16 protein-coding genes and 1 pseudogene are annotated in these 18,218 nt (G+C 44.4%); 10 read left to right on the top strand and 7 right to left on the bottom strand.

Annotated elements, in window-relative coordinates:
• Positions 1–15: 15 nt before the first annotated feature.
• Positions 16–885 (top strand): AraC family transcriptional regulator, encoded by an 870-nt coding sequence (locus D8S93_RS11710; RefSeq protein ID WP_258642729.1) that lies wholly within the window; start codon positions 16–18, stop codon positions 883–885.
• A gap of 114 nt (positions 886–999) precedes the next feature.
• Here D8S93_RS11710 and D8S93_RS11705 read toward each other — a convergent pair whose 3' ends face one another.
• Positions 1,000–2,037, bottom strand: a complete 1,038-nt coding sequence (locus D8S93_RS11705; protein ID WP_152813329.1) for a DUF4382 domain-containing protein — start codon at positions 2,035–2,037, stop codon at positions 1,000–1,002.
• Positions 2,038–2,269: 232 nt separating this feature from the next.
• Between D8S93_RS11705 and D8S93_RS11700 the strand changes: the two genes are divergently transcribed.
• Entirely contained in the window at positions 2,270–2,509 is a 240-nt protein-coding gene (locus D8S93_RS11700) for a YdcH family protein (protein ID WP_005392770.1), read from the top strand.
• 73 nt (positions 2,510–2,582) lie between these two features.
• On the opposite strand, the gene D8S93_RS11695 is transcribed toward D8S93_RS11700, so the two are convergent.
• Positions 2,583–3,254, bottom strand: coding sequence for a cupin domain-containing protein (locus tag D8S93_RS11695; protein ID WP_152813327.1), 672 nt, complete (start codon positions 3,252–3,254; stop codon positions 2,583–2,585).
• A gap of 207 nt (positions 3,255–3,461) precedes the next feature.
• On the opposite strand from D8S93_RS11695, the gene D8S93_RS11690 reads away from it, so the two are divergent.
• The 5 genes from D8S93_RS11690 to D8S93_RS11670 all read left to right on the top strand — a co-directional run bounded on the left by D8S93_RS11690 (position 3,462) and on the right by D8S93_RS11670 (position 9,014).
• Positions 3,462–4,604: a hypothetical protein gene (locus tag D8S93_RS11690; RefSeq protein ID WP_085343244.1), complete on the top strand. Its 1,143-nt coding sequence runs from the start codon at positions 3,462–3,464 to the stop codon at positions 4,602–4,604.
• The gene (locus D8S93_RS11685; RefSeq protein WP_114323398.1) at positions 4,594–5,520 is read left to right on the top strand and encodes a metal ABC transporter solute-binding protein, Zn/Mn family; all 927 of its coding nucleotides are present in this window, start codon (positions 4,594–4,596) and stop codon (positions 5,518–5,520) included. Before D8S93_RS11690 ends, D8S93_RS11685 begins: the two co-directional genes overlap by 11 nt.
• Before the next feature lie 3 nt (positions 5,521–5,523).
• On the top strand, positions 5,524–6,318 hold the full coding sequence (locus tag D8S93_RS11680) for a metal ABC transporter permease (protein WP_152813325.1): 795 nt from the start codon (positions 5,524–5,526) through the stop codon (positions 6,316–6,318).
• Between the two features lie 300 nt (positions 6,319–6,618).
• Positions 6,619–7,338, top strand: coding sequence for a beta-ketoacyl-ACP reductase (locus D8S93_RS11675; RefSeq protein WP_152813323.1), 720 nt, complete (start codon positions 6,619–6,621; stop codon positions 7,336–7,338).
• A gap of 404 nt (positions 7,339–7,742) precedes the next feature.
• A complete protein-coding gene (locus D8S93_RS11670; protein WP_152813321.1) occupies positions 7,743–9,014 on the top strand; it encodes an MFS transporter in 1,272 nt (423 codons plus the stop codon).
• Positions 9,015–9,372: 358 nt separating this feature from the next.
• Here the strand turns inward: D8S93_RS11670 and D8S93_RS11665 are convergent, their stop codons facing one another.
• From D8S93_RS11665 to D8S93_RS11645, 5 genes are all read right to left on the bottom strand, one after another.
• Complete coding sequence (locus D8S93_RS11665) at positions 9,373–10,149, bottom strand: enoyl-CoA hydratase-related protein (protein ID WP_152813319.1); 777 nt, start codon at positions 10,147–10,149, stop codon at positions 9,373–9,375.
• A 30-nt stretch (positions 10,150–10,179) separates the two neighbouring features.
• A complete protein-coding gene (locus D8S93_RS11660; RefSeq protein ID WP_152813317.1) occupies positions 10,180–10,812 on the bottom strand; it encodes a MarC family protein in 633 nt (210 codons plus the stop codon).
• A 41-nt stretch (positions 10,813–10,853) separates the two neighbouring features.
• Positions 10,854–12,437: an AMP-binding protein gene (locus tag D8S93_RS11655; protein ID WP_193621605.1), complete on the bottom strand. Its 1,584-nt coding sequence runs from the start codon at positions 12,435–12,437 to the stop codon at positions 10,854–10,856.
• 160 nt (positions 12,438–12,597) lie between these two features.
• On the bottom strand, positions 12,598–13,059 hold the full coding sequence (locus D8S93_RS11650; protein ID WP_152813313.1) for a MaoC family dehydratase: 462 nt from the start codon (positions 13,057–13,059) through the stop codon (positions 12,598–12,600).
• Between the two features lie 86 nt (positions 13,060–13,145).
• On the bottom strand, positions 13,146–14,363 hold the full coding sequence (locus D8S93_RS11645; protein WP_152813311.1) for a CaiB/BaiF CoA transferase family protein: 1,218 nt from the start codon (positions 14,361–14,363) through the stop codon (positions 13,146–13,148).
• 398 nt (positions 14,364–14,761) lie between these two features.
• Here D8S93_RS11645 and D8S93_RS11640 point away from each other — a divergent pair, with 398 nt between their 5' ends.
• The 3 genes and pseudogenes from D8S93_RS11640 (at position 14,762) to yghU (ending at position 17,874) form a co-directional block, all read left to right on the top strand.
• Positions 14,762–15,736, top strand: a complete 975-nt coding sequence (locus tag D8S93_RS11640; RefSeq protein ID WP_152813309.1) for a helix-turn-helix transcriptional regulator — start codon at positions 14,762–14,764, stop codon at positions 15,734–15,736.
• 68 nt (positions 15,737–15,804) lie between these two features.
• A pseudogene (locus tag D8S93_RS11635) lies at positions 15,805–16,726 on the top strand (IS5 family transposase).
• A gap of 290 nt (positions 16,727–17,016) precedes the next feature.
• Positions 17,017–17,874: a glutathione-dependent disulfide-bond oxidoreductase gene (yghU, locus tag D8S93_RS11630; RefSeq protein WP_152813307.1), complete on the top strand. Its 858-nt coding sequence runs from the start codon at positions 17,017–17,019 to the stop codon at positions 17,872–17,874.
• Positions 17,875–18,218: the final 344 nt, after the last annotated feature.

The following is an 18,218-nucleotide window of genomic DNA, read 5'->3' as shown; positions in this document are numbered from 1 at the left end:
GTGAAAGTTTACTCCGTGAGCCATCAACAAGTTTCCAGAATCAATGACGTGTTGTTTTACATTCACCAGGACATTAGCAGAGAGTTATCGGCTAAAGAGCTGGCGGATGTAGCAGCCTATTCTGAACAACACTTCCACCGTATTTTTAAAGATGTAGTGGGGGAGTCCATCCATCAATATATCCGCCGTACAAGAATGGAATACGCTGCCAATCAACTTATGTTTGATACCAGCTCATCGGTGTTAGACATTGCTAACAAGTGCGGCTTTAGCTCGGTATCTTCTTTTAGCCGAGCGTTTAAAGCAACGTTCGCTATGTCTCCCGGTGCGTGGAGAAAGCATGATTTACAAGTCGCAGAAAAACCGTATTTGAAGGATCCGGAAGTGGCTGCGGGTTATCATCGGGTTGCGAAACGCGAGTTGCCAGAACCTAAAATTATGGAGGTCCCACAACGCTTTGCGGCGTATGTTCGACATGAGGGCTATAACCGTTCCATTCGCAATGCGTGGCTGATTTTGAAAGCGTGGGCAAGTTCTGAGAATCGGGACTTTTCGGTTCAATACGGCTTGCATCACTCCAATCCTGCTTGGGTCGAACTCGACAAGTGTCGTTATGTGGCTTGTATGGCGATTGATACGCCGCTCAAAGTGCGCGGCGTCGTGAATCAAATGACCATCCCAGGCGGTTTACATGCCGTCTTTCGCTTAACGGGCGTATATGGTGAGCTTCTTCCTCAACTGAGTATGGTACTAGAGAAGTGGTTGCCTAACTCTGGCTTTAAACAGCGTTCTACACCCGCTTATGTCCATTATCATAAAAATCACTTTCTCAGCCATGATGAGGCGTTTGAGCTGGATTTCTATCTGCCCATTAGCTTCTTCTAAGGATGAAAATGAACGTATTATCGTGTGAGTCGGTTTATGGTGAGCAAAGAACTGACCAAGAGCGCCATGAAGAAAAGGCAGAGCTTGTGCTGACTCTGCCATTTCTAGGGGATCTTAAAAGTTTGCGTCTGTATCAGTACCAACGGATACGTTAAGTCCGCTAGTTGATTGATAAATGCTGAAAGTTTCGCCAGCGACAATACCTTCTTCAGAATCGTCATTTGCCGTACAGGTATAACCGACCGAGTAAGTACCAGGTTCTACAAAACCGAATTCGTACTCGTAATTTGCATCATCAACGTCTTGAACCACGTTCGCTGCTGCGATTGGCATTGCTTGGCCTTCTGCGCCGGCAAATGGCCCCATGTTTTCTTCGGCGATATTTCCTTGATATAAGTAGACCGCGTGCGAATATCCATTTGCACTTGGGGTATCCGTTTCGCAGCTTTGATAGGTCAATGTTGCGACATCACCCTGAATCTCCCCCGTTGTAACCGTGTTAATTAAAGTGATGGAGGTGCGTTGAATGCTGTAGCCTTCATTTTGGCCTGTTCCGTCTTTTAAGCCACGGCGCAGATCAAATTCAACTACGAACTCATTATTGTCAGGGTTGACTGCAAAGGTGTTGTTAAAGAACAGTACCCCAGAATCAGGATCCTTTCCGACACCTTGTGGGCAAGCCCCATCACCTTTGACGGTTAGTGGGATTTGATTTCCTGTCGCTTCGTCAATCACATACGATGGGTAGTTTGGATGATCGCCATCATTAGCAAACACGCAGAGTTTATAATTACCAGTTGGTATCAGTTCATCATCCACCAATTCCTGCGCGTCACTGCCTTGGAAGTTGAGTAAGTTAACACTTAGTGGGAGTGGATCTTCACCTTCGGGAAGGGGGTTACCATCTTCGTCGACCAAATGGCCTTCTTCGTCTGTTTTATACACATCGAATACTTGTGGTGTGCCACCATCCAGAGGAAGAAATGCAACTTTGTTATATGTGATCACCAGTTCTGATACGTCATCAATAGGGGCATCTGATACGGACAAAGTAACAGGAGTCATTGTACTGACAGAGTCACTGTCTGAATTACAGCCAATAAGTGCAACGGCTATTGATGCACTGATTAGGCCAATTTTCATGCTGTTCATTAGATGTACCTTTTTATGAGAAGTGTATTAAATGTAGCCGATTATTGACAAAGTACAGAATAACAACGAGCGGAGTTACCGGGCCGAAAACAGCGACGAACCATCATTAAGACGTTCAGTAAAAGTGTGCTCAAATCGACGATATTGTGCTCAATGAAGTGCTATGGTTAAGAATGTGTCGCTCAAAAAATGAGCGGAGATATACATCAATAACTCTAGCCAAGAGGTCTCTATGTTAGGTGAAAATCACTCATTAACTCATGAATTCCCAGAACATTTGGATACCATTACTCAGCTTGCCGAAAACGATGCATCATTTGCTGAAACCGTTAAAAACTACAATGCTTTAGATAAGGAAATCCGCGTACTAGAACTGCAAGGAAGCCCGATTGATGATCACGAAATGAACGTGTTAAAACATAATCGAGCTGAGCTCAAAGATTGGCTCCACTCGAGAATTATGGGCTCTTAGCGACGCAATGATCATCGGCTCGTAATCTACGAGCCGATTTTAGTTTCAAGGGACGATGCCAAGTATTCCAACATTAGGATTGCTGAGCAGGAGCTTGGAGTGGCAGGTGGCCTGTTTTTACCCAAATGACCGTTTCTTGCTCTACAAAAGGAAAGTGCTCACTCATATGTGGACTGCGTATCCAAGAGTAGGGAGGATAGGTTCCTAGCTCGTCTTTAAATTCCCCCGATAACACAAAAATTTCTTCACCACCAAAGTGACGGTGTGGTTGAAACTTCTCGTCTTTCGGCCATTTAACCAATGCGACATGTTCATGCTCAAAATCATGCAATGGCATGACTTTCAGCCCACCAATGCCAGGTAACCAATTCGCTTCGTTCGTGTTGATGCGAACTGTTTCAACATCATCAGAATTGAATTGATTTAGTTTAACTAAAATCACACAGCCTTCTTTGCTATAGGGCGCATGCTGACTTCCAGGAGGGTTACGCAAGTAGGTTCCAGCAGGGTAGTCACCATGTTCGTCAGAGAACACTCCTTCGAGCACTAATATTTCTTCTCCGTGAGGATGAGGATGAGTCGAAAAGTGCGAGTTTGGCTCATACTTCACTACGCTGGTGGTGTGCCCTGATTCTTTGGCTTCTCTTTCCAAAGGTTTACGCCACACGCCTTTGGAAGGGCTGGCGATCCACTCCTGTTCCCTCGTTTCTATCACGATTCTTTTCGAGAAATCTATATTCAACATACTGAAATTCCATTACTTATCTAATGATTGACTCTCAATAGTATACGTATAAAAAACATCAATTGATTCACTTGTTGATAGTCAAAATCAGGGATTGAATACGAGCTAGCTGTCGGAACCAAGTTAAATTTCTGCTTGTGTAATGATAATTGTTATATTATAACATCGCAAAATTAAATGTTATAACATAACAAAAGGAAAGAAGTAGTGAATAAGAAATTGGTTTCTCTCGCGATCGGTAGCATTTTTGCGTCCCCTGTTTTTGCCGATACATTATCGAACCCACAGATTGGTGTTGTTGTTGATGGCTACTACCAAGATGGTCAACGTCATAATTCTGAGCGTGAAGAGGGCTTTGGCCTAGGCCATACGGAATTGAACTTATCATCAAATATTGACGACAAGTTTCACGGTGCGTTGACCGCTGTTCTTGAAAGTCATGGCGATGAGACAGAATTAGAGCTTGAAGAAGCATTCATCGAAACTTTGGCATTGCCTTACGGTGTAAACGTGCGCGCAGGCCGATTCCTATCTGACTTCGGTTACCTCAACAATCAACACATGCACACTGACAGTTTCGTTGAACGCCCAATTGCTTACCGTACTTTCCTTGGTTCGCATTACTATGATGACGGTGTACGCGCAAACATCGTTCTGCCAACCGATCTTTACGTGAAATTTGGTGTAGAAGCATTAAGCGGCAACAAGATGTCTTCTGTTGAAGATGGCTCTAAAGTTGGTGTTTACACGACAACGATGAAGCTTGGTAATGATTTCTCTGAATCTTCAAGTTGGCAGTTTGGTTTAAGTTACCTGCGTAACGAAAATGGCAAAGTTAAAGAATTCGAAGATCACGACCATGGTCATGGTCACGAAGAAGAACATGACCACAGCCACGCTGCGGCTGTAACGGGTGCGAACCTATACGGCGCAGATTTTGTGTGGAAGTGGGCACCAGATGGTAACTACAAGTACAGCAACTTCACGCTATCTGCGGAATACATGTTGTTAGACGGAGTAGTAGACAGCAAATACAAGAACGATGCAGAGTCACCAGACAACCTAAGCGCATACTATGTTTCGGGCGTTTACCGCTTCAACCCAAGTTGGTCTGCAGGCCTACGCTACGGCGAAGCAGAAAGCTATGATGGCCACGCACACGGCGATCATATGCATTTCACAGCACTGAATGATAAAGAGATGGATGCGATGATCGCATGGGATTCTTCTCATTTCGGTACGATCCGTGCGCAATACACTCGCATTGATAACCAAGACAGCGAAACAGACAACGTGTTTACTCTGCAATACGTGATGACATTTGGAGCGCACGGTGCACATGCGTTCTAAACTTGCGATAAGTAAATGCAGTTTAGTGATGATGGCGGCGGGATCTGCCATCATCTCTTCGCCTGCTTTGGCTCTCAACATTTTCGTTTGTGAGCCTGAATGGAAAGCTTTTCTTGAAAGTCATGCCCCAAACGCCACCATTTACTCAGCAACCACGGCTAAGCAAGATCCGCATTATGTTCAAGCTCGTCCGTCTTTAATTGCCAAGATGCGCCAAGCTGACATGGCGATGTGCTCTGGCGCTGAGTTGGAGGTAGGTTGGTTGCCGATGCTTCAAAATCGAAGTGGCAATAGTGCCGTTCAAAATGGTGCTCAAAGCATGATTTATGCGACCGATTTCGTGCGTATGTTGGACTCTCATGATCATGTTGACCGCAGCATGGGGGACATTCATGCGCACGGAAACCCACATGTTCAGTTTGCGGCAAATGACATGATTCCATTATCTCGTAAAGTAACTGAGCGCTTAAAAGCGATTGATCCCGACAACGCACAAAGTTACCAAGTTAATGGTATGAAGTTTCGCGCGCAGTGGCAAAAAAAACTCAATGAATGGAATGAGAAAGGCGCGGCTTTAAAGGGTAAGCAAGTTGTCGGTTATCACGCGACGTATCGTTATTTGTACGATTGGCTCGGAATGAAGCAGATTGCCGATCTCGAACCTAAACCGGGCATTTCACCGACCACATCTCACCTGCAATCACTTACCAAGTTAGATGCCGACAGTTTTGATGCGATTGTTTACTCCTCTCATCAGGATCAGCGTCCAGCGAACTGGTTGCAGGAGCATACTGACAAACCTGTGATTCAACTGCCATTGACCGTTTCTGAGGGTGAAAGCTTGGATGAGATGTACGATCAGGTTATTGATGATTTACTGGATGTGTTAGTGCCACCCGTTCCAGTGAAGATCTAAGTCATGGCAGATTATGCATGGCTTTTACCTGCGGTTTTGTGTGGCTTAATTGCGTTAGTTGGCAACATCGTTCTGGGGCAACAAGTTCTTAATCGTCAGATCATCTTTATAGATTTGGCGGTGGCGCAAGTTGCGGCATTGGGGGCAGCATTAAGCCACTACTGGTTGAGCCAATACGCGCTGTTCTCAGGCTCATTCTTTGGTGAAATGATTGGCCCTTGGGTTATGTCTTTGATGCTTTGCGGTTTGATTGCCTTAATGGAGAAACGATACCAGCAACATTTAGAGCCCATGATTGGCAGCTTGTTTGTGGTGTCTGCATCGCTGGCGAGCCTGCTGGTGAGCAAAGACCCACACGGCGGAGACTTTATTCAAGGCATTCTTAATGGGCAACTGTTATGGGCGACTTGGGCAGACGTTTGGCCTTTGGCACTCATTACCGCTGCGATGTTGCTATTGGTTTGGTTAAAACCTGCGTTTATGTGTGGTAGTGGTTTTTATCTGATCTTTGCTATCCTGATGCCCATTACGGTCAAGTTAACCGGCATTTATTTAGAATTTGCTTTGTTGGTTATTCCAGCTTTATGTGCGGCAGCATTGAAGGGAACTCGATTCTTTGTCGCCAGTATCAGCATCGGTATTGTTGGGATTTTATCGGGTATTGCCGCATCGGCTCGCTACGACTTACCAAGTGGTGCGAGTATTGTGATCACCCTGTTTATTACTGGAATGTTGTTTAATCTTTTGCTTCAACCTTTTCTGGTGAAAATAACAAAACCAGCTTTTGTAAGAGATTAAGAGACAAGTAATATTGGTCTGATGAAGTAGTATTTGAGTCATCAGATCAATACTTTTCTATCCAAGTCCTCCAATCGTGTAACTTTGCTCCTTCCAACACACTTTCTTAAGTTGATCTTGCCATAGTCATCAAGTTGCCTTGATTAGTTCACATCCGACTCCCAGACTGTTTCTATAGTTTTTATAAGATATAAAAGACCCTGCGTATGAGAAGCGCAGCTGTAGCGCGACTAGGCATAAAAACAAAAAACGCTAGGGATACAAGCGAATCTGTACTCTCAACATTTAAGGAAGACCAAGATGAAAGACGAAAAAGTCGCCGTCGTTACAGGGGCTGCTCGCGGTATAGGGCAGGCCATTTGCGAACAATTACTCGAAGATGGATTCCACGTCGTGGGGCTAGATATCTCGCCTGTGGAGTGGAGTCAGTCGCCAAACCTTTCAAGTTATCAAGTGAATCTCTGTGAGGCCGCAGCGGTAAGTGAAGTGGTCGACCGCATCGTCGCGAAACATCAACGCATTGATGTTCTGGTCAACAACGCCGGGATAACGAGAGATGCACTGCTGCCAGACATGTTAGAGCAAGACTGGGACAGCGTTATCGACGTGAACCTAAAAGCGGTGTTTTTACTCACTCAGCGCGTTGCACCTGTCATGCTAGAGCAAGGCGCAGGCAGTATTGTCAGTATTTCGTCTATCATGGGAACGGATGGCAATATTGGTCAAAGTAATTATGGCGCGAGTAAAGGTGGCGTGATAGCGATGAGCAAAGGCTGGGCGAAAGAGTTAGCAAGAAAAGGCGCTCAAATCCGAGTCAATTGTGTCGCACCAGGTTTTATCGCTACCGACATGACAAAGAGCTTGCCTGAAAAAGTCATTCAAATGATGGAAAGTAAAACGCCTTTGGGACGCATGGGCTCTGCGCAAGACATTGCCAATGGCGTTGCATTTTTAGCGTCTGATAAAAGTGCGTTTATAACCGGACAAGTGCTCAAGATTGATGGTGGGTTGGTGTTATAATTCGCTAATCAAAACCTCAAATAACAAACGCCCTTTACTTATGTGAAGGGCGTTTTTGTTGGGTAACGTTGATTGCGCTGCTGGCGTGTTTTTGCGCGTTTTCCTTAGTTAAAGTTATCCAAAGAAATATATATTATGCGAAAATTGAGAGCGGATCGATGCGGAAAAAAATGAGTACAAGCCTTGCTATGGAAGTAACGTGGCATCACATAAATTTTCATCCGAAGCATCCGTCAAGTTCTTTTTCAAAAACTTGATAAAATATATCGCAATTTGCTATTCAGAAAAGCACACGAAGGACTAACACACTCAGCTTTGTAAGTAATGTCGTAAAATGCACTGTACTGAAAATCACCGAAATATACATTATCAACAATCGGTTATTGTATTAGAGGTGATTAGAAGTGAACGCTCGAAAAGGCAAGATATTCTACGGTTGGTATATCGTTGTTGCTGGCATTTTGCTCAACAGTATTGGTATGGGCATTATTGGCACTAAAGGTATTTTTTTCGCTGATATTATGGAAACGCTCAGCGTTAACCAAACACAAGTCTCTATGATTGTGATGTTTATTACCATCGGAACTCTGATTGGTGGTGCTATTGCAGGCAAAGTGATTGCTAAGCTGGGTGCGCGTAAGGCGGTACTTATCTTCGGTATGACGTCGTCAGTGTTGATGGGTTGCTTGGGATTGGTGCCAAGCCTAAATGCGATGTACCTTGTGGCAATTCTTGCGGGTATTGCAATATTCATAACTTCTGTGGTCACTGTACCGGCACTTCTTACCAACTGGTTCGTTGAAAAGCGTGGTCTAGCGGTTGGTTTGGCGATGGCGGGTACTGGTCTTAGTCCAACGTTCATAGCGCCTTACTTAGCGCCGGTTATTGGCAACTACGGCTATCAAACGGGCTATATTCATCTATCCGTAATCATGATTGCAGCAACACTGTTGTCAGTGTTAATCATTCGTAATAAACCTGAAGACATTGGTTTGGTTGCGTATGGAGCAAATAGCGAGAAATCCGTTGAAAGTCAATCGGACGCTGAGAAGGATAGCAAAGCTCAAGTTATTGATATCGACTTTAAGACGGCGATTAAATCACCGAGCTTCTTCTTGTTCGTTGGTTTCGGTATTTGTACTGTATTCCTCGCGGCTGGCCTAGTTATTCAAGTACCTTCTTATTTAGCGGTTGAAGGGCTGAGTGCAACTGCGATAGGCATGGTGCTGGCTGTTTTTGGTATTTGCATGGTTCTAGGTAAAGTACTGGCGGGCATGGTGTTTGATAAATTGGGTTTATACAAAGATAATTTAATTTTCTTTGCGATTGCGGTTATTGCTCTATTAAGCCTTTTCTTAGTTCCTTCGCGTTTTGGCTTGGCAATTTACATGTTATTGGGCGGTGCTGGATTTGCATTTAACTCTGTTGCCAACCCAATTATGGTGTCGACATTATTCGGAAGTAAATCGTATTCACAAATTCTCTCTGTTTACATGATTTTTTTCTCTTTGGGCGCGGTTTTCGCCAGTTTAGGTTCAGGTCTGATTATCGATCTATTTGGATTTAATAGCCTGATTTTTGCTGGCTTGATGGCTGTCGCTGCAGGTGCTGCTTGTTCATGCCTAAGTTTATCTGTTGGTAAAAAAGCTCAAGATAAACTCGCTGCATTTCATTAATCACACAGTCAATAAATACTAAGATTAGGCCCGCATAAATTGTGCAGGCCTATTTTTTTTTGGAACTTCGTAATGAAATTATTCTTCAAAAATAAAAACGTACCTATTCAAAGTGCATTTTATCTATCCATATTATTGATTGCTGCAACTTTTAGTGCGGTAACTAGTGAAGCGATTGAAACTAGCACTCACCGGCAGAAAGTGGTGCACAAATGAGAATTCCGCTAATCGGTAGCGTTAAGCGACAGGATTGCTTGGCTGAAGTCATGAGATTTTTCATACAATCTCCAATATGATGGTAACGTTAAAAAAAGGGAGAGGTTTCCCTCTCCCTATTAACATTAGTAATCAACTGATATTAGTACTTTTTGTAGTTTGGCTTACGTTTTTCCGCAAACGCTGTCATACCTTCACGTTGATCTTCAGTACCAAACAAACCGTGGAACAGGCGACGCTCTAGGTTTAGGCCTGGAACAAGTGGTACTTCAGCTTGCTGGTTCACCGACTCTTTACCCGCTAGAACTGCTAAACGTGGGTTAGCTGCGATTGCCTTTGCTACTTCCATCGCTTCTTCAAGGTGTTTGCCTTGCTCAACCACTTTGGTAATCATACCCATTTGTTCGGCTTCTTCAGCACCAAATGGTTTGCCTGTCAGAATGTAGTACATCGCTTTTGACTTACCAACAGCGCGAGTTAGGCGAGCTGGGCCGCCTGCACCAGGAATAACACCCAATGTTACTTCAGGAAGAGCGAATTTAGCCGTAGTATCAGCAATGATCATGTCACACATCAATGAGATTTCAGTTCCGCCACCAAACGCAACACCTGCTACAGCTGCAATCACCGGCTTGCGCAGCTTAGCAACTTGGTCCATGTAAGCAGCAAGATCAGAGTGGTATGCACTTTCAAAGTCTTGTGAAGCGATCCATTTTAGGTCAGCACCTGCACAGAATACCTTCTCGCCACCTGCCAATACCATGCAACCGATAGAGGGATCCGCATCAAAAGCTTTTAGCGCATCTGTTACTTCTTGAGCGACCTGCTCGTTCAGCGCGTTCATAGCTTCAGGGCGGTTAAAAGTTACAATACCTACATTGCCAACTTGCTCAGTTTTCATATATTTGTACGACGTCATCTTCAACTCCTAATTAAAATTAGGACTAGGTTACCCATTAAGCTCTACTGCTTCACTCGGTATCAAACCCAGCCCATCAAAACCGTAAATCATGATTTGAACTGCGAGCCCACATAACAGCAAACCAGCCACGCGCATAATGACTTTCAATGCTGAAGGCGGAACCTTGGCGAAAATGCGGTCTGCCCCGATCATGAATATTACATTTATTACAGCCACAACCAGTATGAGTCCAACTAACATCATGGACTGTGTTATGCTCTGGAAGGTTGCTTCTATTGCAACAATCGCAACCAGTCCTTGTGGCGAAGCCATTAGCGGCATAGCTAATGGAAACGCAGCCCAGTCCATATTCGGCTCAGGTGGTTCAGCACCAGGCTCTTCCTCTTTGTCTTCACCGATCACCATATTGAGTGCGAACACAAACAGTATGGCACCACCAGCAATCAGCAATGCTTCAACGCTGATCTTTAGAACCGCTAATATGCCCGCCCCCAAGAGTGCGAATAGCACACAGAGTACAGCGGCGATTCCGGCCGAACGGAAAGCAAGTTTTCGCTTAAATTGTTTATCTGCGTTTTTTGTTAACCCTAAAAACACCACAGCGGCTTTTGTTGGTCCAGTTGTGGCAAGAAGTAGCACTAAAATTTCCAATGCGCCCATATTTCATTTCCCTATATTTGAAGCGTGAGCCATTATCACTATCATTCCTCGATAGGTAACAATCGCTTACGCAGTTTCGTTTTTGCAATTCTATCCAGTGTAGAACGCGGAAAATCCTCAATAATATGCACCGAACGTGGGATTTTAAAATCGGCCAGCGTTTCTTTACAGTGAGCAATAACCCGAGCACATAATTCACTTTCTTTAAGCTTTTGACCCTCTTCATTGAGTGAAACAAAAGCGGCAGCAACGTCACCGAGCATATAGTGCGCTTGTGCAATAACGGCGCACTCTTTGATAAGCCCCGTATCATATATGGCGGTTTCTATCTCTAACGCGGCGACGTTTTCACCGCCGACACGCAGCATATCTTTGTCGCGGCTGACATAGTAAAACCACCCGTCATCATCGATACGAACAATATCTCCGGTATCAAGCGCGCCAGTCTCGTCAAACGCTGCTTGGGTCTGCTCTTCGTGTTGGTAGTATTCTTTGAATAAGTTGACGCCACGCTCACCCCATACATACAATCGGCCCTGCTCTCCAGGCCCTGCTGACGTTCCATCGGGTTTACGCACCTCAATATCATAAAATGGAGAAGGACGACCTATGCTGCCAGCCGGGCCAGGATGGTTAGGATCTGAGACAATGCACGCTGACATGGTTTCTGTCATTCCCCACAACGCCATAGTGTGGGTATTAAATTTTTTATCGACGTCAGGCTTGCGCTCTAAGCCCATCATGATACGGACTTTATGCTCTGGCACCGCAAACTCCTGTAGTGCTTTGAATGCAAAAGGAATCATAGATACCCAGGTAATATCATGCTCTACACAGGAATCCCAGAAGCGTGAAGCGGAAAACTTTGGTTGTACGACAACCGTACCACCAGTCCATAGTGTACTAAGTAGCGTAATCTGCGCGTTGGCATGAAACAAAGGTAAAAACAGCAATGTTTTGTCATCATGAGTAAGTCCCATGTTGAATGACATTGACTTGCCGCCCCAGAGGGCATTGGCATGGGTCCAAAGCGTTGGCTTAGGGCGTGAAGTTGTGCCTGAAGTAAACTGTACTGCAAAGTTTCTTGCCGGGTCACAACTAAGATCAGGAATCTCCTCATTACAGGCTAGTTCGCTAAAAGGCGTAATATTTAAAGCCTTAGCCTGTTCTTCATCTATGTCGCCTGAAACAATAACAGGCGTCTTATCACCGCACGCTTCTCGTACCAGTGCCGCATAGTCTGCTGAAGTAATCGCACAAACTGGCTTCATTACCTCCGCAAAGTACTTAACGTTTTCGGCCACAGAGCGAGTGTTGGTTGTCACGGGCACGGCACCTAAATAAGCGCACGCAAACCAACCAATAAGAAAATCCGGAGAGTTATCGTAGTGCATTAAGACAAACTGTCCTTCACGTACACCACGTTTATAAAGTCCAGCAGCCACTTGCTTAGCTGATTCGGATAATTCCGAATAAGTCCACGACTTGTCTGAACAATCATCGAAAGGAGACCAAACAATAAAAGGCTTGTTTGGCTGACGCTCAACCCACTGATTAAGCAGCCACACAACGTCCATGCAACGAAATTGTTCCAGTTTGGAGCTTTTATATTCGTTAAATTTCACTGAAAACATCTCCTTTCTACATTTAATCGTATTAATCAAAATTAAGGATTGTGTTTCTCTACGTAGAGCACATGGTGGGCAATACAAAACCTCACTGCTTTGGTTGCTAGAGCGGTGAGAGCCCACCTATCCGCTACGGAGAGGTAGACTCGATTCTTACTTACTCGGAGGGGGTACGCTTAGCAACGAACAGCTGGTGCTCCGCATAAGCAACGGTTTCACCACGCTGGTTAGTGGTCACTTCTGTTTGCGTCATAACACCATGAGTTTTCTTCTTAGGGTGGTCTTTTTTCTCGGTAACCGTGACTTCAACTTTGATGGTGTCACCTGGGAAAACCGGATTTGGATAACGCACCTTGTTAAACCCATAGGCCATGATGTTAGGGTTCTCTGAAGAAGCCTGGAATATTAGTCCAGTACTGATACAGAAGGTTAGGTTTCCGTGCGCTAAACGCGTTTTGAATGGCTGCTCTTTTGCGAACTCTTCATTGGTGTGATGTGGTTGCCAATCGCCACTGTGCATCGCGTGCATCACAATGTCTGTTTCGGTAATGGTACGTGCACCAGTCATGAAGCTTTCACCGATTTCAAAGTCTTCAAAGAATTTATGACCTTGTTCCATATTTTGTCGCCTTACGAATATTAGTAGAAGGTGGAAGAGGCGTGTTTTGCCTCTTCGTTACTTTTTAATTAATTAGCTGAATCGTGTTACTTACGAGGTAAGCCAACCGCACGAGCTTCTGCCAGTGCTTGAACATCTTCTTCACTGTACCCTAGCGCAGTTAGCTCAGTCAGTGTGTGCTCCCCGATCGCTGGTGGGCGTTTTGGTGACACTTTGTTAACGCCTTCCGCTTGAATTTGGATTGGGCTATCAACAGTACGGATACCTTCAGCACCTTCGACTTCAGGGAAGCAGCCGTTGTCAATCATGTGTTGGTCACGTGTACACTCTTCGGTAGTTTGCACAACACTGAAGTTAACGCCAAAGCTCTTAAGGCGAGAAGATACCGTCTCTAGGTCATGTTGACCGATGATGCTTTGCATCTCATCAAATAGAGCGCGATGGTTTTTGCCACGCAATTGCGGTGTTGCAAAACGCTCATCGCCTTTCAGGTGATAAGCACCAAATGCATCACGCAGGTTACCGATGTTGTCTGGGTTTAACTCCACGACAATCACAAAACGGTCGTCTTTGGTTTTAAACACCCCCCCCGTTACAGGGTTTGGCCAGTCTTCACGGTGGTATTTTTTCATCGCTGGAGCACCACACAACGCTGCTTGCATCATGCTTGAGTTTGCCCAAATACCATTGTTTAGCAAAGATGTAGACACCATAGAACCTTCACCCGTGCGCTCGCGATGGAACAAGCCAGACATTACCGCACTGTAAAGTGCGGTTGCTGTGCCTAAATCACCCGCACCGACTGGTAGTGGTACAGGGTTACCATCTTTCGGACGAAGCTCTTCCATCATGCCGCTGCGCGCGTACCATGCTGTCATGTCAAAGCCAGGTGCATCTTTGTCTTCACCTTCCAGACCAAAACCATTGATCCATGCATAGACGATTTTGGGGTTGATCGCTTTAATGTCTTCGTAAGTATGTTTAAGCGTGCGCTGAACATTACGTGGAGAATTAGTTAGAAAAACATCCGCTGTCGCCACGAGTTTATAAAGAGCTTCTTGAGCTTCCGGTTTTTTTAAGTCCAGAGCGATAGATTTCTTGGTACGGTTTTGAATAAATGTAGTATGAGGGATATCACACTTCGGCATTCCCGCAACCATGTGGCCATAGCGCCACAAATCACCTGAAAGCGGTTCAACTTTAATAACTTCTGCGCCATGATCAGCAAGCATAACGGTTGCCGATGGCGCTGCTGCCATTGAGGCCACCTCAATGACTCGGATGCCTTCTAAAATTCCAGCCATTTTGTTCTCCTAAATCGATTGATAGATAACAATTTCCCACTTATGCAACCAGCATGATAAGTAATATAGCTTATGTAGTAGGTGATTAAGACTCGTCCGATTTCACAGTCTATTGTTGTAGCATTGGTCACAAGTTGTCCGCCTTATATGCATACATGCTAGACATACTTACTCCTCGTTACCCCGTCTTAAATCGAGGATTAATGTCCCACCTGAGGCGGATTCGATACAGTGCATTTTGCGACATTTATATTTTGAAGGTGGCAAATTGAGTTAGGGCGTTATCACTAGATTGAAAGTTACAAATGGTTACATTACCTGAAACATTAATGACAATCGCTGTACTTTGGCCGTTGTATTATTTGGACAGGTGGATTTAAGAAGGTTATTTCCGAACTATGCGCCATTTCCCTTTATCAAAAGCAACTTTGATTACGCCTTTTCTTAATGCAGCAAATACATTCAGTTGCGATTTATCCCCTTTATTAAATCGCTTTCAGCTGAGTGAAAATGAACTCCGCTCAAACAGTTTATATTTACCGACCCACGTTTTTGGTGTGATTTCTGGCGCAGTAGCTCAGCTTACCGAGAGAGCTGATATTGGGTACATTGCTTCAGAATTAGCAGAGCGTGAGGTCTTGCATCCTTACTTCATGCAATATATCGATCGTAGCCACAGCCTGTTTGATGCACTTAATGTGATTTTTAGCCACTACCGGCTTCATGGGAGTGATTTTGGCCTTTGGCTGGAGTACAAAAGTAATGAGCTAAGGCTATGCCACCGTAGTACTTTTCATGCGTCGCATAAGTGTCAAGAATATGCGAATGAGTACACGATTTTTTTAATGATCAGATTAATCAGAAAGTACCTTGGGGCTGACTGGCGTCCCGAATACCTTGCGTTTGAACATCAATCTAACCACAAAGAGCAGATCGTAAGACAGACTAAATCTCGCCGTATAGTTTATGGGGAGAGGTGCAACTATGTACCGATTGATATCCAACTGGAAGATTTGCCTAGCTTAACTTCATATGCAGCCAGCAGTGAACAAAGCGCAATCACTCGCGTAAAAAGCATGATTGACATTTTTTGGGAAGATGAAGCATTTGGGCTTGAGTTTATGGCGCACCTATTCGGTGTTTCAGAAAGAACAATTCAACGCTTATTTATCCAGCACAATACAACTTACCGTGACTACATCAATGGTAAAAAAATGGAAAAAGCGACAGAGATGTTGAGACGTGGTATCGCAATAAAAACGGTCGCTGAGCAATTACATTATTCAGACCCTTCAACTTTTTCTCGTGCAATGAAAAAGCAACTCAATATGAGCCCGACACAATATATCAGTTATAACAATCGGCTTTGTTGATTAAATAGATGGAACTAAATCAAGAAGCTACGATCTGGTCATCTACACCCATCAATCGTCGTAGCCTCATGCCTAAACCTTGTTACAAAACAACTAACTGGAAGCAGTACAATAAAGCCTTAATCAACCGTGGTTCTCTGACCTTTTGGATTGATGAGGAAGCGATAGCCGAGTGGAAACAAAACAAACAAGATAAGCGTGGTAGGCATCGCCGATTCGGCGACTTAGCCATTACTACTGTACTGATGGTGAAACGCATTTTTTTTATGCCATTGAGAGCGCTGCAAGGTTTTCTAGACTCAGTATTTAAGCTGGCTAACATACCGCTTGTTTGCCCGCACTACACCTGTATAAGCCGCCGAGCTAAGGAAGTTGAGGTTTCATTTAAAACCAAAACAAGAGGAGTAATACAACATCTGGCCATTGATGCTACTGGCCTCAAGGTTTATGGCGAAGGTGAATTGAAGGTCAAGAAGCATGGAACGGATAGGAAGCGTAGAGTCTGGCGTAAGCTGCATATCGGAGTAGATACAAGCACCCAGGAAATAGTCGCAGCAGAGCTGAGCTTATCTAACGTAACCGATGCCGAAGCTTACTCAAGCAGACAGGTCGTAAAATCATTGAGATATCAGGTGATGGCGCTTATGACACAAGGGATTGCCATGATGCTATACGGAGCAAGCGGTTGCGCTTATCCCTCCACGATAAGGGGGCAGCTTTCTGGGCGCACGGCTAGTGGAGTAAGGGCACCCTCGCAATTTAGCAGTAGGCTGTCAGAAGCTCTACGGCTGCAACAAGAAGTGGAAAAAGCGGTATGGTTATCATAAGCGTTCTCTATCAGAGAACGCAATGTACCGAGTAAAACAGCTGCTAGGTGAGAAATTAAGCCTCAGAAATTACAATGCTCAGGTTGGCGAGACTTACGCGATGCTCAAAGCACTGAACAAGCTAACGAGGCTAGGTATGCCTGAAACTCAGTATATCGTTTAAGAGTCAAGCACTATGGGACAGACATGTCTTCCCTCTGAATTAAGCAACAAAGCCATTGCTAGCATCTCGAACCTAACTCACATTAATACAACGTTTTTCCTTATAGCGTGAAAGAAAATCCCATAACCAAAGGTTCTAATTAAGTGAAAGGTCGGGACTTTTATTTGAAGATTCCGGCCTAATATCTTGGGTATGCCCATTTATCGAATGCGGTGGGTTACTTCATCATGCTTGCTGGCGCACTGAGTTTGCCAGTTTGATAATGCATTCAAACACAATAAGGGATAACAATGGCTAACGAATACATTCCACCAAAAGTTTGGACAAACGATAACGAAAACGGTGGCCAGTGGGCGAGCATTAATCGCCCGGACTCAGGCGCTCGTCATGAGCAAGAATTGCCTATTGGAGAACACCCATTCCAACTTTATTCCATGGGGACTCCAAACGGCCAGAAAGTAACGATCATGTTTGAAGAGCTTCTGGCGGCAGGCGTAAAAGAAGCAGAATATGATGCATACCTGATCAAGATTAGTGACGGCGACCAGTTTGGTTCTGGTTTTGTTGCTGTGAACCCGAACTCGAAAATTCCGGCACTGGTTGACCGTTCAGGTTCTGAGCCAGTGAACGTGTTTGAATCAGGTAACATCCTGTTCTACTTAGCAGAGAAGTTTGGTCACTTTCTACCAAAAGAAGGCGCTAAGCGTACTGAGGTAATGAACTGGTTATTCTGGCTGCAAGGTTCTGCGCCATACCTAGGCGGTGGTTTTGGTCACTTCTACGCGTACGCACCAGAGAAGTTCGAGTACCCAATCAACCGTTTTACAATGGAAGCAAAACGTCAGTTAGATGTATTAGACAAGCGCCTTGCTAATAATGAATTTTTAGGAGGCGATGAGTACAGCATCGCAGACATCGCTACTTGGCCATGGTACGGCAATTTGGTCCTAGGTCGTGCGTATGATGCTGCGGAGTTTTTAGATGCGGAGAGTTACAAGAACGTTGTACGTTGGGCAAAAGCGATTGATGAGCGAGAAGCTGTCCAGCGTGGTCGCATTGTGAACCGTTCATGGGGTGAAGAATGGGAGCAGTTACCTGAACGTCACAGCGCAGAAGATATTGATAAGGTATTGAAGCTTAAACCATAAGCAACCTTGGCTCAGTCACTTCAAGTAAGTTTGTTTTCATCCGAACTCATAATCCAAAACTGATCAAATCCATAGCGCATCTTACTAGATGCGCTACTTTTATTTGAATTGTAACCCCGTTGAAGATTATTCAATCTATAGATAGTTCTTTGCTTATATTTGTCGTTTTCATATTCAACAAGCCCTTTGCATTTCTATTAACTATTAGCTGATGACATTCTAAAAATTTATACTTTAGATAACCTTAAATTTATAACTTAATTTTATATCTAATATAAATAAACTTAATGATAATTAATCTTTGACATAACCTTTTATTTTGTGTGGAATGTGCAGGTTAATCT

This window comes from Vibrio sp. VGrn 2 (assembly GCF_009361695.1).
Taxonomy (GTDB): domain Bacteria; phylum Pseudomonadota; class Gammaproteobacteria; order Enterobacterales; family Vibrionaceae; genus Vibrio; species Vibrio diabolicus.
This window is presented reverse-complemented; position numbering and strand designations above follow the sequence as displayed.

Excerpts from the sequence above, each read along its gene's own strand:
- D8S93_RS11705 (WP_152813329.1), bottom strand. The coding sequence starts at position 2,037 with ATGAACAGCATGAAAATTGGCCTAATCAGTGCATCAATAGCCGTTGCA.
- D8S93_RS11700 (WP_005392770.1), top strand. The coding sequence starts at position 2,270 with ATGTTAGGTGAAAATCACTCATTAACTCATGAATTCCCAGAACATTTG.
- D8S93_RS11695 (WP_152813327.1), bottom strand. The coding sequence starts at position 3,254 with ATGTTGAATATAGATTTCTCGAAAAGAATCGTGATAGAAACGAGGGAA.
- D8S93_RS11685 (WP_114323398.1), top strand. The coding sequence starts at position 4,594 with ATGCGTTCTAAACTTGCGATAAGTAAATGCAGTTTAGTGATGATGGCG.
- D8S93_RS11680 (WP_152813325.1), top strand. The coding sequence starts at position 5,524 with ATGGCAGATTATGCATGGCTTTTACCTGCGGTTTTGTGTGGCTTAATT.
- D8S93_RS11675 (WP_152813323.1), top strand. The coding sequence starts at position 6,619 with ATGAAAGACGAAAAAGTCGCCGTCGTTACAGGGGCTGCTCGCGGTATA.
- D8S93_RS11665 (WP_152813319.1), bottom strand. The coding sequence starts at position 10,149 with ATGACGTCGTACAAATATATGAAAACTGAGCAAGTTGGCAATGTAGGT.
- D8S93_RS11660 (WP_152813317.1), bottom strand. The coding sequence starts at position 10,812 with ATGGGCGCATTGGAAATTTTAGTGCTACTTCTTGCCACAACTGGACCA.
- D8S93_RS11650 (WP_152813313.1), bottom strand. The coding sequence starts at position 13,059 with ATGGAACAAGGTCATAAATTCTTTGAAGACTTTGAAATCGGTGAAAGC.
- D8S93_RS11645 (WP_152813311.1), bottom strand. The coding sequence starts at position 14,363 with ATGGCTGGAATTTTAGAAGGCATCCGAGTCATTGAGGTGGCCTCAATG.
- D8S93_RS11640 (WP_152813309.1), top strand. The coding sequence starts at position 14,762 with ATGCGCCATTTCCCTTTATCAAAAGCAACTTTGATTACGCCTTTTCTT.
- yghU (WP_152813307.1), top strand. The coding sequence starts at position 17,017 with ATGGCTAACGAATACATTCCACCAAAAGTTTGGACAAACGATAACGAA.